The sequence below is a fragment of the Caballeronia sp. AZ7_KS35 genome (assembly GCF_023631045.1).
GTDB lineage: Bacteria > Pseudomonadota > Gammaproteobacteria > Burkholderiales > Burkholderiaceae > Caballeronia > Caballeronia zhejiangensis.
On the sequence record NZ_JALQDV010000003.1, the window covers coordinates 52,368 to 64,378 of the forward strand.

The following is a 12,011-nucleotide window of genomic DNA, read 5'->3' on the forward strand; positions in this document are numbered from 1 at the left end:
CATGTCCGATTCTTCCAACCCGACGCCTGCCTCGCCGCCGCCCGTATCGGCGGCGATGGCGCGCGCGCATCGGCGCTACTGGCGCTTCAATATCGCGCTGATCGGCGTGCTGATGACCATCGGCTTCGTCGTCTCCTTCGGCCTGCCGCTCTTCGCGCAACGCTTCCAACATGCCCGCGTCGCCGGCTTTCCGCTGCCGTTCTATTTCGGCGCGCAGGGCGCGATTCTCGTCTACATCGCGCTGATCCTCATCTATATCGTGCTGATGCAGATGGCCGATGCGCGTCTTGCCCGCGCCGCCCGCGCCGAACAGGGCGACGCCGCATGAAGCTCACGAACCGGCTGATCCTCTCCTACGCGCTCTATACGGTCGGCTTCCTGCTGTTCATCTTTCTGATGGAGCGCATCGAGCGCACGACGGGGCCGGGAACGTGGATCGGCTATGTGTTCCTGTTCGTGCCCATCGCGGTGTACGCGGTGATCGGTCTTTTGTCGCGCACGTCGGATCTCGTCGAATACTACGTGGCAGGACGGCGCGTGCCGTCCGCGTTCAACGGCATGGCGACGGCCGCCGACTGGCTTTCGGCGGCATCGTTCATCGGGCTAGCCGGGTCGATCTACGCAAGTGGTTACGACGGCCTCGCGTACGTGATGGGTTGGACCGGCGGCTATTGCCTCGTCGCGTTCCTGCTCGCGCCGTACGTGCGCAAACTCGCGCGCTACACGATTCCGGATTTTCTCGGCACGCGCTTCTCCAGCAACCTCGTGCGCGGGCTCGCGGCGTTCGCGGCGATTCTCTGTTCGTTCGTCTATCTCGTCGCGCAGATCCAGGGCATCGGGCTGATCGCGTCGAGGTTCATCGGCATCGAGTTTTCGATCGGCATCTTCTGCGGTCTCGCGGGCATTCTCGTGTGCTCGTTTCTCGGCGGCATGCGCGCGGTGACGTGGACGCAGGTCGCGCAATACATCATCCTCATCAGCGCGATGCTGATTCCCGTGTCGATGATCGCGCATCGCGAAGGGCTCGGGTGGTTCCCGCAATTCAACTACGGGCGCGTGATGGAGCGCGTCGAATCGCTCGAACGCGCGGTCGCCGTGTCGCCCGACGAAGCGCGCGTGCGCGCCGATTATCAGCGGCAGGCCGCGCTGATTCAGCAACGCATCGACGCGCTGCCGCAGTCGTTCCATGCCGAGCACGCGCGCCTCGCCGCGGAGATCGCGGAACTGCGCCGGCACAACGGGCCGCTGCGCGAGATCAACGAGCGCGAGCGCGAACTCGCGGCTTTTCCACGCGATGCCGCCGATGCGCATGCCAAATGGTCGCGCGAACGCGATGCGTTGATCGAGCGCGTCGCCGCGCCCGTGCCGATGGCCGAAGCGTTCGCTCCCGGCTCGGCCGGTGACGAGAGCCCGCGCGTGCATCAGATCAACTTTCTGTCGCTGCTCCTGTGCCTGTCGATCGGCACGGCGAGCCTGCCGCACATCCTCACGCGCTACAACACGACGACGTCGGTGTCGTCGGCGCGGCGCTCGGTCGGCTGGACGCTGTTCTTCGTCGCGTTGTTCTATTTGACGGTGCCGGTGCTCGCGGTGCTCATCAAGCATGAAATATTGACGGGGCTCGTCGGGCATCGCTTTGCCGATCTGCCGCAGTGGGTCACGCAATGGCGGCGCGTGGAGCCGTATCTGATCCGCATCGGCGATGTGAACGGCGACGGCATCGTGCGCTGGGCCGGCATTCAGATGCAGCCGGACATGGTCGTGCTGGCGGCGCCTGAAATCGCGGGATTGCCGTATGTGATTTCCGGGCTGATTGCCGCCGGCGCGCTCGCGGCGGCTTTGTCGACGGCGGACGGACTCCTGCTGACGATCGCGAATGCGCTCTCGCACGACGTGTATTACTGCATGGTCGATCGCCGCGCGACGAGCCAGCGGCGCGTGACGATCTCGAAGATTCTGTTGCTCGGCGTGGCGCTGCTCGCGTCGTATGTGGCGTCGCTGAATGCGGGCAACATTCTGTTTCTGGTCGGCGCGGCGTTTTCGCTTGCAGCGTCGAGTCTCTTTCCGGCGCTCGTACTCGGCGTGTTCTGGAAGCGCACGACGCAGCGCGGCGTCGTCGCGGGCATGATCGCGGGGCTCGTCGTCTGCGTGTATTACATCGTGTCGACGTATCCGTTCTTCGTGCAGTTGACGGGTTTCGCCGGGCCGCGCTGGTTCGGCATCGAGCCGATCAGCTCGGGCGTGTTTGGGGTGCCGGCCGGATTCGCGGTGGCGATCGTTGTGAGTCTGTTCGACCGGAAGCCGGATGCGTACACGCGCGCGCTCGTCGATTACATTCGCCATCCGTAGGGGCTGGCGCAGGCGCGGGAACTTGGTATAATCGCGGTCTTCCGGAGAGATGGATGAGTGGTTTAAGTCGCACGCCTGGAAAGCGTGTATAGGGTAAAACCTATCGGGGGTTCGAATCCCCCTCTCTCCGCCAGAACCTCAAGCCCTTGATTTTCAAGGGCTTTTCTTTTTTGTTCTCAGAATTGACGCGGGCGCTGTAAAAGGCCCGTATGCCGAAAAAATCCGAAACGCGGCCCGTCGTTGTTTCGAATCTCAAGTGGTTCAAATCGAAAATGAGGAAGCTTCGTCCTTTTCCTCGCGTTTCGACATCATAGATTCGGATAACTGATTGAACATGGCGGCGCGCAATCGATCGAGCGTCGAGCATGCGGACAACAAGTGGAGGGGAGCGAGAAGAGTTGTCGTAAGAGTCATGAGCGCTGGTACGGTTGCGCCTCTAATAATGCTCGATGAACTCTCGCACATGGCAGGGCGCAGCGGCCCATGCAGCCCATCTCTTACGACATTCAGAAGGATAGACGATGCGGCCAGGAAAGAAATCGGATTAATCGCGTTATGTAAGCGGCAATCGTTCAACGATGCACCGGCTTGCCGGCAAACGCTGCAATTCGATCCGTTTCCGTCGTGGTGACTGCGGATTGTGCCGCCGCTTCGCGCGTCGCCTTCTTGCTTTGCGGCGGTGCAACGGACTTTGGACGGTTGCGCGCGGCGGCCGATCCGCCGAGAAAGAAACGCCCCGCGTAAGACACGGGGCATCGCGTTGCAAGCTCAGTGCGTGAGAATCATCTGAGCGGCGTGATTCTCGGCGTCGTAGTGCAGCGCGGAGTTCGCCGCCTGCTGTTCCTGAATGAGCACTTCGCGCGCCGCCTGAGCACCTCGCTCATAACCGGCCTTCGTCGCGTGCTCCTCGAGTGCGGCGATAAGCGGCAATTGCTCCTCTGCCACCGAGCGCAGCAAATTCAGGATGTCGCGCCGCATCGCTTCGGGATAAGCGCAGAAGTGCTCGAAGCCACCCGGCGCAGCGACGATGTTCACGAGCGACGTCAGCAGTCGCGCGCGGTTGTTGCAATGTTCGCTGATCTGCACCGACTGCGAGAGCGTCGCGTGGCCGTTCGGATCGACGGAAATATGCAGGTCATTCATCTTGAAAAGCCTCTTGTAATAACGGAAGGCCTGCATTTAAGCCGCTCCGGCGCTTGGAAACGCTCGGACGAATCCTATTACCTCGGGTGCGCGACGATCCTTTACTTTCGGATGTTTCCGCTCACGCGAAGCATCGTGCGAGCCAACGCCAGAACGCGCGGCAACGGCCGGCCGTGACGACGCGCGATGCATCCATGTCGCGCTGCCAGGTCGCATTTTCCTGATCGTCGCGCGACCGGGCGACGAGTGTCCCGAAGTACATGGCAGCCCCCTTTGCGGATATCGATGGCGAACGGCGTCACGTGAGCGACTCCGATGCGTTCAGGATGCCGATGCTTCCGCGAGCGCAAAACCCGCATGACGCGGGGAGCGCGCTTTGCATGCGGACATGGGCGAAAGGAGGGGTACGCGCGTCAGCATGCGCGCAGCGAAAGTTTTACATGAACTGTTGACACAAAAGATTCACAGTCGGAAAGGTCGACGGACCGTATCTTTGCTCCGCTACGGTGAACGCGAGGCAACCATGCCGGATATCGCATTTCCTCAGCAGGGCGGCGTGAGCGAACGCACGCGCCGGACCGGTCTCATCGTTTTCGGTCTCATACTTCTCGGCGGTATCGGTTATGTCGGATTGCATCTGGCTAACGATCTCGAATCCGTCCGGCTGAGTTCCGCACTGCCTTATTTCCTGCTCGCCGTCGCGCTGCTGATCGCGCTCGGATTCGAGTTCGTCAACGGCTTCCACGACACCGCCAACGCGGTCGCGACCGTCATCTACACGCACTCGCTGACGCCGAACCTCGCGGTGGTCTGGTCCGGGACGTGGAATTTCATCGGCGTGCTGGTTTCGAGCGGCGCGGTCGCGTTCGGCATCCTGCAACTGCTGCCCGTCGAGCTGATACTCCAGGTCGGCAGCAGCGCAGGCTTCGCGATGGTCTTCGCGTTGCTCATCGCCGCGATCATCTGGAACCTCGCGACGTGGTATTTCGGCCTGCCGTCGTCGAGCTCGCATACGCTGATCGGCTCGATCATCGGCGTCGGTCTCATGAATCAGCTATTGCGCGGGCCGAACGGCACGAGCGGCGTCGACTGGTCGCAGGCGGCGGGCGTCGGCAAGTCGCTGCTGTTCTCGCCGATCGTCGGCTTCATCTGCGCGGGACTGCTCTTGCTTTTGCTGAAGGCGCTCGTGCGCGTGCCGGCGCTCTATAAGGAACCGAAGAAAAATCATTCGCCGCCGTTCTGGATTCGCGCACTGCTGATTCTGACGTGCACGGGCGTATCTTTCGCGCACGGCTCGAACGACGGGCAGAAAGGCATGGGTCTCATCATGCTGATTCTGATCGGCACGGTGCCGACTGCCTACGCGCTCAACAAGGCGGTGAGCCCCGCCGAAACGCAGAACTTCGTAGCCGTGGCGCACGAGGCATCGGCGAGCTTCGCGAAATATCTGAACGATGCGCCACCATTCGCCGATGCACGCGAAGACGTTCAATCCTACGTGCGTACGCGCCAGCTTTCGCCCGCGACGCTGCCCGCGCTGAAGCAACTGACCGACATCATCGCGAACCAGGTCGGCGCGTCCGGATCGCTCGCGGCGGTGCCACGGAACCTTGTCGATAACGTGCGCAACAACATGTATCTCGCGTCCGAAGCGATCCGCCTGATGGAGAAGGCGAACGCGCCCGCGTTCGCGCCCGCGGACCGCGCCGTGATCGACAACTACAAGAAGCAGCTCGATCACGCGACGAAGTTTATCCCGACGTGGGTGAAGGTCGCGGTGGCGATCGCGCTCGGGCTCGGCACGATGGTCGGCTGGAAGCGCATCGTCGTGACCGTGGGCGAGAAGATCGGCAAGCAGCATCTGACGTACGGGCAGGGCGCGTCGGCGGAGTTGATCGCGATGCTGACCATCGGTGCGGCGGATGCCTACGGCCTGCCGGTCTCGACGACGCACGTGCTGTCTTCGGGCGTCGCCGGAACGATGGCCGCCAACGGCTCGGGGCTGCAATGGAACACCGTGCGCAGCCTCGTGCTCGCGTGGGTGCTGACGTTGCCGGCGTCGATCGCGCTCGCCGCCGGTCTCTACTGGGCGTTCAGAAATCTCTTCTGAGTGCGTGACGTTCAGGCGTTCGCCGGGCGGCCGGTCTTGACCGTTTCGAGCGCCTTGATCGCTTCGACGAGGCGTTTCTCGGGCGCGGCGTCGAGCATCGCGAGCGCGGCCCGCAGCAGTTCGCTCTTCTTCACGCGCACGCCGTTCTTCTGGCACTTCTCCTTGAGCGCGGCGATCTTCGCGTAGTCGGACTTGGGCATCGTGAAGCTGTCGCGCACGACTTTTTCCTTCTTCACGCGGCGGGCTTTCGCGTCGGCGTTCGGCTGGCTCGCGACGGTCTTCTCCGTTTTCTTCGCGGCAGCGGCTTCGACTGTCGGCGTCTTCCCGGCTTTCTTTGCGACGGGCGCTTTCGCGGCCGGCTTCTTCGCGGTCTTCGGCGTCGTGGCCGCGGCCTTGGTCTGCTCTGCGGGTTTAGCCGTCTTCTTGCTGGCCTTGGCCCCGCGCTTCGCGGGAGCGGGCGCGGCTTCCGTTGCGCCCTTGGGGAAATGAAACGCCTTCTTCGTCGGCGCCTTGACTTGCGGTGTGCTCATCCCGTTCTCTCCCGTCGTATGTGGAGAAAACAGTATATACGGTTTAAGGAGGCGCGCGTTCGCCGGACGCATCCGCGAAACGCGTGTCGCATCAACGGGATAGACGCGCGGCCCTCGACTTATCTACACGCTTGTCCACCGAAACTGTGGATAAGCGCGCGAAGGGGCCGCGTCAATCGTCATGACCGCGATGGCCGTGATCGTCGTCGTGGCGGGAGCGGCAAGCCTTGTCGTCGAGACGTTGCGCGACATAGCCCGGCAGATCGGCATCGTCGATCGCGAAGACGAAGAACTGGTTCGGATTATCGATGCCGTCCGGATGGTTCGTGTCCGTCACGGTGCCGACGAAGTCGTTGTCGTTCGCGATGAACAAGGTGTGCTTGAGCGCGCCGCCGACGCGCACGTCCGGCCCGAACGCGAGGCTTTCGAGCTTCGCCGGAATGTCGGTCGACGCGATGCCGTGCGCGTTCAGCGCCTTGACGACATCGAGGAACAGCGTCTTCTGCAGCGCGAAAGGCGCGAGGCCGCTCGCGCCGCTCGTCTGGCTCACGTCCTGCGCGCCCGAAATATCGACGTGATACACGCGCTTGACGGCCGCGCTCGAATCGTCGCCGAGGCCCTTGCCGTCGCGCTCGTCGAGCAGAAGCTCGTGGTCGTTCACGGCGACGATATCGCTGATCGTCGGATAGTTCGGTTTGTCGGCCGTGCCCATGTTGGTGAGCGGATAGGCGAACTGCGTCGACTTGCCGGTGCGCAGATCGATGCGCAGGATGCGCGTGTACGCGCCATTGGTGCCGCCGTCCTGCAGCAGCGGACTTTGCATCGCGCCGAAGAGCGCGTCGCCGTCCGGCGAGATCGCGAGGCCTTCCATGCCTTTGTTCGCGACGCGGCCCGACGCGTTCGCGCCGATCTCGTCGCTGCCGACGGGCGAGAGCGCCGTCACCGCGAACGACGCCGGCACCGCGTACGCCGCGATGCGCTCGCCGCTCTGCCGGTCGAAGCGATAGATGTACGGGCCGTATTCGTCGGAGATGAAGACGCTCGCGCCGTCGCGCGCCACGCGGATGCTTTCCGGATCGAAGCGCGCGTCGCGCGGATACGTCGACGGCCGCGTCGGCGCGAAGTTGTCGGAGCGGCCGGTGAAGTAGTGCGTGTGCTTCTTCGCGTTGAACGCGGGCGCGCCGTTGCCGACGTTCGCCGCGGCGCCGTCGCCGTACACGAGCGGCTCGCGCGTATGGAGGAGCGTCGTGTCGACGAGTGTCGGATCGAGCGTGTAGGGCAACGTGCCGCCTTTCCCGCCGGCTTGGAGGCGCAGGATCAGCGTCTGGAAACGGTTGATGTACGACGCGGTGTCGTCGATGGCCTTGTTGTACGAGATCGCGTTCGGGCCGCGATCGGGCACGGCGAGAAACGTGTCGCAGCCGGCATACGCGAGTCCGGAGCCGAGCCCGCCGAGCAGATTGCCCGGCGCGCCGTTTTCGAGCGGCGCGGCCGTCGCCTTCGAGCGATCGACGGCATTGCCGCTCAACTGACCGATCGCGATGAGATCGACGCTCGCCCACGCGGACGAACCCGCGATGGTCAACGCTAAAAAACCGAACGACAAGGCACATGCACGCGCTCGAACCATGAACGTCTCCTTTCGATGGAATTGCCCGCGCATTATTACGAGCGGCAAGTGACGTTCGTATGACTAAGGAAGCGATCCTTACTTCGAGCCATATCCAACCGATGCGAGCGCGCGATCCCGAAACGACAACGCCGGCGCAAGGCCGGCGTCGTGGACGAACGTTCGGAAGTTACTGCTTGATCGTCCCGGTCGATTTGGAGTCACCCGGCTGAGCCGGCGACATCCCTTGCTCGCGCTGCTGCATCAGCGTGCCGCCGCCGGAGGTGCCGGACTGCACGCCGCCTTGCGACGAGTCGCCCGTGCGCGGGGCGGGCATCGGTTCATTCTTGCCCGGCTGCATCTGCTGCTGACGCTGCATCAACTGATCGCGCGACATTTCCTGCGAAAGCGCGCTGGTGCTGGCGAGCGCGAGGAGCGCGCCAGCGATCGCGGTAGTGGTTTTCATATCTGTCTCCTTGAGCCGGCGCCAGGCGCGCCGCTTACAGAACCGTCAGCATCGAACGTGCCGCGTGCGCCGCGATTAGGACTGTCCTTATTTATGTCTTAAGCGACGCTAAATGGCCGATAAACGGATAGGATATTTGACAGGCGATCCAGGGCGCGGGTCTATTACAATTCGCGATCCAAACAATATCGAATTGCCTGTTTCCCGTTCGAAAGTCTGCACGCCACGGAGTACTTCATGTCGATCATCGCACTGAGCGAATTATTGAAATGGCGCGATCAATTGCCCGAGGAGTCGGGCGAGGAAGCGCACATGCTGAACGCATTGATTGCGCGTCGCGAAGCGGAAATGCGCGCGCGTATCGCGGATTCGATCGCGGCAGTCAGTCAGCGCGAAAACTGGAAACTGCAACGCTGCGCGGCGATTGCACGGCGTGTCGAAGAAACGCCGGTTCGTTATTTGGAATCGATTGACGAATTTTTTCAGAATCGAAACGAAGGCGCGCCTCATGTCGAAACGCCAGAGGTTCTGTCAGATTTCTTCGCGGACGATCGGCGCGAAGCCGCACTGACGCACGCGCCGCTGCACAGGCCCGCGACGCAGATCGGCATGCCCGACTTGCCGACGCCTGTCGTCAATCTGCATGGCGTCATGGGTTCGCTCGAGTCGCGCGTCGCTGAGACGCCGGGCATTGCGTGCGGTCTTCAGGGCATCAGGATCATGCGTATGGTCGCCTTGATGTCGAAAGCGCGCTCCGCTCAAATCGCCAGGATGAGGATGAACGGGACGCAAGCGTTTTATCGCCACTCTTGATTTTCGATCGTTGCATTCGGCGCATTCCGATTTTTTCATCGCGTTACATTTTTATCCTCTTTCTCACGGAATCCGCGCACTGCGTCGGCGGCATTTTCTGCATCGTTTGAATCGCCGGACGTCTCGCCTATACTTGATCCGATAGCTTATTCGAGCGAAAGAAAGCAGATTCCGTTCGTCATGCAGAATGGTTGCGCCGGTATTCATTCGAATCGAATAACGCGTGTCGCGGTACCGAATTTAAACCAACCTCAATGCATGACGGCCAGTGCTGGAAAAGACTGGCCAGGGAGCCATCGTGAAAAGCCTGCTGAGCAGAAGAGGGAGCTTGCTCGACAACGCACCATCGTTTCTCGTGCGTCAAAAAGCCAACATTCCACGCGGCTTCACCGCGCCGGAGATCCACGCCGAAGACCTGTCCGAGGGGGAGTCCGTCCCGGTTCAGCTTTCGACGCGCGTCACGCCGCTGCGGCCCGGGGTCGTTCCCGCCACCCAGCAATCCGGCAAGGAAGCCGTGCAGGCCGCGCATCTCGCGGAAGTCGAATGGCTCGTTCAGCAAGGCGCGCTCTCGACGTTTCGCACGTTTCAGAGCTTCGCCTATTCCGCGACCCTGCTGTTTTATCCGCGCGATCTGATCTATTACGCCGTGCTCCATCATGAGGATGCGGTCTGGCGCGTGCTCAAGGCCGGCGACCTCGGCGCGGCGGAATCGCGTTCCGTCATTTCGTCGAACAGGCGATGCGGCTTGCCGACGCCGAAATGCGGCGCGCGCATCTCGAAGCGCAGAACGAGCAGATCGAACGTCTCACCGCGGAATCGGACGCGCAGATCGAGCGCGTGCGCGTCGATTTGCAGCGAGGCGGGCGGCACGATCAGGAGGTTGCGCTCAAGCAGCAGGAAATTCGCAAGGAGCTGGCGCAACTCGAAGGACGGCGCGCCGCGGCGCAGGCGCAACTCAACAAACTGCAGCGCCAGCTTCACCAACTCAACACGGCGGTCAACGAGAACGTGCCGAATCTGCCTGTCGTTCGATGACGCCACATTCAATCGTCCGAAGAAAACTTCCCGATCTCGCGTAGAATCGCCCCTTCGGGCAGCTAGTCGATTCTTTCGGCATACTCCCCACCGAACTTCGCAATGTATGTGCTGAGCCCGCGTCCGGCGCGGGCCAGTTGCTTCATTTCCTCGACGCGCGCGCGACCGGGCACGCGATAGTCATACAGGTATGTCCCGCCGTTGACGAAGCGCACTTTGATGCCGTCGTGCAGGATGTCGAATGCTTCGACGCCCGAATTGCCGGCAATATTTCGATAAGGCTGCATGGTGTCTTCAAACTCGAACGTACGCAAACGATTGCGCGCTCGTAGCAGGCCTAAAGTTTCGTCGGCGGGGACCGTTAAGGATGTCATGGATAAAGACCAATTCCCGTTCCTCGACTCGGACGATCCGCACTTTCAGCACGCTCGCGCGCTGAGCCTCTCGGTCGGTGCGATTCGCCGTGCACAAGGCAAGTGCAGCCCCAACGACTTCCCGGTCGGCTCGCTCGAATGGCACTTCGCCATCGAGGATTTCGCAGGCGATGTCCTGCGCGCGCTGATGGGCGAAACCGAAGGCGTCAACATTCAGGTTGGAGAGCGGCCGCTCGACTGACCGCGCGCCGCGCGTCTTAAACGCCGCCCATCGGCGGCGATTCCCCTTTGCTATAGCTTCACGCCGCCCGCTTCGGGCGCATCCACGCCGCCGGGCGGGATCGCGCCGCCCGGGCCGACGTCGCTCGTCCGGTCGCTCGACCAGTACGGCTCGCGTCCGTAGTGCTGATGCACGGTGCTCGCCCAGACGCGATCCGCCATCGAAGGCCAGGAATCCTTGTCGAAGCCCGGCGAGTTGCGCACCTGCTCGGCCGTCGCGTCGATCCGGAAGCAGTGGTTGTCCGTATCGAGCGTGAGTGCGCTCCACGGCACAGCGAGCAGTTTGTCGCCGATGCCCAGAAAGCCGCCGCTCGACAGCACCGCATAAGCGATCCGTCCGCTCGTCACGTCGAGCATGATTTCCTTCAGCGATCCGACATCCTGGCCGTCGCTGCTTCTTACCGAATTGCCGTCGAGCGTGCTCGCCGCCATGACATCGGGTCCGGGGCCGGCGGCCGTCGCCGCGCCCTTGCCGACGATCTTCGCGCCCGCGGAAGCCGGTTCCATCGATTGACTCATGATCCGCTCCTTTGACCATCGTGAGACACGTTATGGTGAGCAACGGCCGTACCCATGGCGTGTCATCGCGCTCTGCTAAGCTCGGAATTCGTTCATTCCGTCCGCTGCCCATGATCGCTTTCGAGGAATTGCTGGCCGTCGCCTACAAGAAGGAGCGCATGCAGAGCCGCCGTCTCGCCAAAGGCGCGGCGCTCACCGAGCACGCGGCGCTCGTCAGGACGTTGCAGAAGGCGGCGGGCGAGCAATCCTTGCGAGATTTCGTCGATGCGCGCCGCGCCGAGCAAATCCGAAACGCCGATGCGCTGCGCTCACGCGACGCCCGGCGCGCCGAACGGAGCAGGCCGCGTAGGACCGAGCCCGAAGCGACAGGATGGCGCGGCTGGTTCGACGGCTCCGCGCTGCCGAATCCCGGGCGGCTGGGAATGGGAGGGGTGCTCGTCGGTCCGCTCGGGGAGACGGTCGAGATCAGCATCGCCGCGGGCATCGGCGACAGCAGCGCGGCGGAATATCTCGCGCTGATCGCGGTTCTCGAAGCGGCGCTGCGCGAAGGTGCAGCGGAAGTGGTGATCTACGGCGACAGCCGCGTCGTCATCGACGACGTCAGCGCATCGGAGAACGCCGGCATCCGCTCGCTCGCGCATCACGCCGCGCGCGTGCGCTCGCTCATCGCGCAGATCGGCGATGTGCGTCTGCAGTGGATTCCGCGTGCGCGCAACGCCCGCGCCGATGCGCTGTCGCGTCAGGCGCTCGACGCGGTGCGCGCATCGGTCGAAGCGGCCTGACT

Annotated in this window: 14 protein-coding genes, 1 tRNA gene and 1 pseudogene; 8 read left to right on the forward strand and 8 right to left on the reverse strand. The window is 62.9% G+C overall.

Annotated features, from left to right (window positions below; translation table 11 throughout):
• Window position 1: 1 nt before the first annotated feature.
• The 3 genes from NCT05_RS06260 (at window position 2) to NCT05_RS06270 (ending at window position 2,482) form a co-directional block, all read left to right on the forward strand.
• Window positions 2–328: a DUF4212 domain-containing protein gene (locus tag NCT05_RS06260; RefSeq protein WP_008350418.1), complete on the forward strand. Its 327-nt coding sequence runs from the start codon at window positions 2–4 to the stop codon at window positions 326–328.
• The gene (locus tag NCT05_RS06265) at window positions 325–2,349 is read left to right on the forward strand and encodes a sodium:solute symporter family protein (RefSeq protein ID WP_008350416.1); all 2,025 of its coding nucleotides are present in this window, start codon (window positions 325–327) and stop codon (window positions 2,347–2,349) included. The genes NCT05_RS06260 and NCT05_RS06265 overlap by 4 nt, the downstream gene beginning before the upstream one ends.
• 43 nt (window positions 2,350–2,392) lie before the next feature.
• Window positions 2,393–2,482, forward strand: a tRNA-Ser gene (locus tag NCT05_RS06270).
• Between the two features lie 635 nt (window positions 2,483–3,117).
• On the opposite strand, the gene NCT05_RS06275 is transcribed toward NCT05_RS06270, so the two are convergent.
• Both NCT05_RS06275 and NCT05_RS06280 read right to left on the reverse strand, forming a co-directional pair.
• Window positions 3,118–3,492: a hypothetical protein gene (locus NCT05_RS06275; protein ID WP_144403848.1), complete on the reverse strand. Its 375-nt coding sequence runs from the start codon at window positions 3,490–3,492 to the stop codon at window positions 3,118–3,120.
• 121 nt (window positions 3,493–3,613) lie between these two features.
• The gene (locus NCT05_RS06280) at window positions 3,614–3,754 is read right to left on the reverse strand and encodes a hypothetical protein (protein ID WP_160172896.1); all 141 of its coding nucleotides are present in this window, start codon (window positions 3,752–3,754) and stop codon (window positions 3,614–3,616) included.
• A gap of 261 nt (window positions 3,755–4,015) precedes the next feature.
• Between NCT05_RS06280 and NCT05_RS06285 the strand changes: the two genes are divergently transcribed.
• A complete protein-coding gene (locus tag NCT05_RS06285) occupies window positions 4,016–5,602 on the forward strand; it encodes an inorganic phosphate transporter (protein ID WP_250501920.1) in 1,587 nt (528 codons plus the stop codon).
• Window positions 5,603–5,613: 11 nt separating this feature from the next.
• On the opposite strand, the gene NCT05_RS06290 is transcribed toward NCT05_RS06285, so the two are convergent.
• The 3 genes from NCT05_RS06290 to NCT05_RS06300 form a co-directional block, all read right to left on the reverse strand.
• Window positions 5,614–6,132 (reverse strand): hypothetical protein, encoded by a 519-nt coding sequence (locus NCT05_RS06290; RefSeq protein ID WP_008350407.1) that lies wholly within the window; start codon window positions 6,130–6,132, stop codon window positions 5,614–5,616.
• A 172-nt stretch (window positions 6,133–6,304) separates the two neighbouring features.
• Window positions 6,305–7,762 carry an esterase-like activity of phytase family protein gene (locus NCT05_RS06295; protein ID WP_250501921.1) on the reverse strand — a complete coding sequence of 486 codons (1,458 nt, stop codon included), beginning with the start codon at window positions 7,760–7,762 and terminating at the stop codon, window positions 6,305–6,307.
• Between the two features lie 169 nt (window positions 7,763–7,931).
• Window positions 7,932–8,207, reverse strand: a complete 276-nt coding sequence (locus tag NCT05_RS06300; RefSeq protein ID WP_034472113.1) for a hypothetical protein — start codon at window positions 8,205–8,207, stop codon at window positions 7,932–7,934.
• A 237-nt stretch (window positions 8,208–8,444) separates the two neighbouring features.
• Here NCT05_RS06300 and NCT05_RS06305 point away from each other — a divergent pair, with 237 nt between their 5' ends.
• Both NCT05_RS06305 and NCT05_RS37175 read left to right on the forward strand, forming a co-directional pair.
• Window positions 8,445–9,020: a hypothetical protein gene (locus tag NCT05_RS06305; protein ID WP_175979936.1), complete on the forward strand. Its 576-nt coding sequence runs from the start codon at window positions 8,445–8,447 to the stop codon at window positions 9,018–9,020.
• Window positions 9,021–9,534: 514 nt separating this feature from the next.
• Window positions 9,535–9,672 (forward strand): annotated as a pseudogene (locus NCT05_RS37175) (DUF2968 domain-containing protein); the annotation flags it as partial.
• Between the two features lie 2 nt (window positions 9,673–9,674).
• Here NCT05_RS37175 and NCT05_RS37180 read toward each other — a convergent pair.
• Complete coding sequence (locus tag NCT05_RS37180) at window positions 9,675–10,061, reverse strand: hypothetical protein (protein WP_502801778.1); 387 nt, start codon at window positions 10,059–10,061, stop codon at window positions 9,675–9,677.
• A gap of 56 nt (window positions 10,062–10,117) precedes the next feature.
• Window positions 10,118–10,429 carry a hypothetical protein gene (locus NCT05_RS06315; protein ID WP_372492530.1) on the reverse strand — a complete coding sequence of 104 codons (312 nt, stop codon included), beginning with the start codon at window positions 10,427–10,429 and terminating at the stop codon, window positions 10,118–10,120.
• Between NCT05_RS06315 and NCT05_RS06320 the strand changes: the two genes are divergently transcribed.
• Window positions 10,428–10,670, forward strand: coding sequence for a hypothetical protein (locus NCT05_RS06320; protein WP_008350396.1), 243 nt, complete (start codon window positions 10,428–10,430; stop codon window positions 10,668–10,670). The two genes, NCT05_RS06315 and NCT05_RS06320, sit on opposite strands and share 2 nt — an antisense overlap.
• A gap of 50 nt (window positions 10,671–10,720) precedes the next feature.
• Here NCT05_RS06320 and NCT05_RS06325 read toward each other — a convergent pair whose 3' ends face one another.
• The gene (locus tag NCT05_RS06325) at window positions 10,721–11,227 is read right to left on the reverse strand and encodes a PRC-barrel domain-containing protein (protein WP_008350394.1); all 507 of its coding nucleotides are present in this window, start codon (window positions 11,225–11,227) and stop codon (window positions 10,721–10,723) included.
• A 110-nt stretch (window positions 11,228–11,337) separates the two neighbouring features.
• Between NCT05_RS06325 and NCT05_RS06330 the strand changes: the two genes are divergently transcribed.
• Window positions 11,338–12,009 (forward strand): ribonuclease HI family protein, encoded by a 672-nt coding sequence (locus tag NCT05_RS06330; RefSeq protein ID WP_250501922.1) that lies wholly within the window; start codon window positions 11,338–11,340, stop codon window positions 12,007–12,009.
• The last annotated feature ends 2 nt before the right edge of the window (window positions 12,010–12,011 follow it).

Excerpts from the sequence above, each read along its gene's own strand:
- NCT05_RS06315 (WP_372492530.1), bottom strand. The coding sequence starts at position 10,429 with ATGACATCCTTAACGGTCCCCGCCGACGAAACTTTAGGCCTGCTACGA.
- NCT05_RS06305 (WP_175979936.1), top strand. The coding sequence starts at position 8,445 with ATGTCGATCATCGCACTGAGCGAATTATTGAAATGGCGCGATCAATTG.
- NCT05_RS06290 (WP_008350407.1), bottom strand. The coding sequence starts at position 6,132 with ATGAGCACACCGCAAGTCAAGGCGCCGACGAAGAAGGCGTTTCATTTC.
- NCT05_RS06300 (WP_034472113.1), bottom strand. The coding sequence starts at position 8,207 with ATGAAAACCACTACCGCGATCGCTGGCGCGCTCCTCGCGCTCGCCAGC.
- NCT05_RS06280 (WP_160172896.1), bottom strand. The coding sequence starts at position 3,754 with ATGTACTTCGGGACACTCGTCGCCCGGTCGCGCGACGATCAGGAAAAT.
- NCT05_RS06260 (WP_008350418.1), top strand. The coding sequence starts at position 2 with ATGTCCGATTCTTCCAACCCGACGCCTGCCTCGCCGCCGCCCGTATCG.
- NCT05_RS06265 (WP_008350416.1), top strand. The coding sequence starts at position 325 with ATGAAGCTCACGAACCGGCTGATCCTCTCCTACGCGCTCTATACGGTC.
- NCT05_RS06275 (WP_144403848.1), bottom strand. The coding sequence starts at position 3,492 with ATGAATGACCTGCATATTTCCGTCGATCCGAACGGCCACGCGACGCTC.
- NCT05_RS06330 (WP_250501922.1), top strand. The coding sequence starts at position 11,338 with ATGATCGCTTTCGAGGAATTGCTGGCCGTCGCCTACAAGAAGGAGCGC.
- NCT05_RS06295 (WP_250501921.1), bottom strand. The coding sequence starts at position 7,762 with ATGGTTCGAGCGCGTGCATGTGCCTTGTCGTTCGGTTTTTTAGCGTTG.
- NCT05_RS06285 (WP_250501920.1), top strand. The coding sequence starts at position 4,016 with ATGCCGGATATCGCATTTCCTCAGCAGGGCGGCGTGAGCGAACGCACG.
- NCT05_RS06325 (WP_008350394.1), bottom strand. The coding sequence starts at position 11,227 with ATGAGTCAATCGATGGAACCGGCTTCCGCGGGCGCGAAGATCGTCGGC.
- NCT05_RS06320 (WP_008350396.1), top strand. The coding sequence starts at position 10,428 with ATGGATAAAGACCAATTCCCGTTCCTCGACTCGGACGATCCGCACTTT.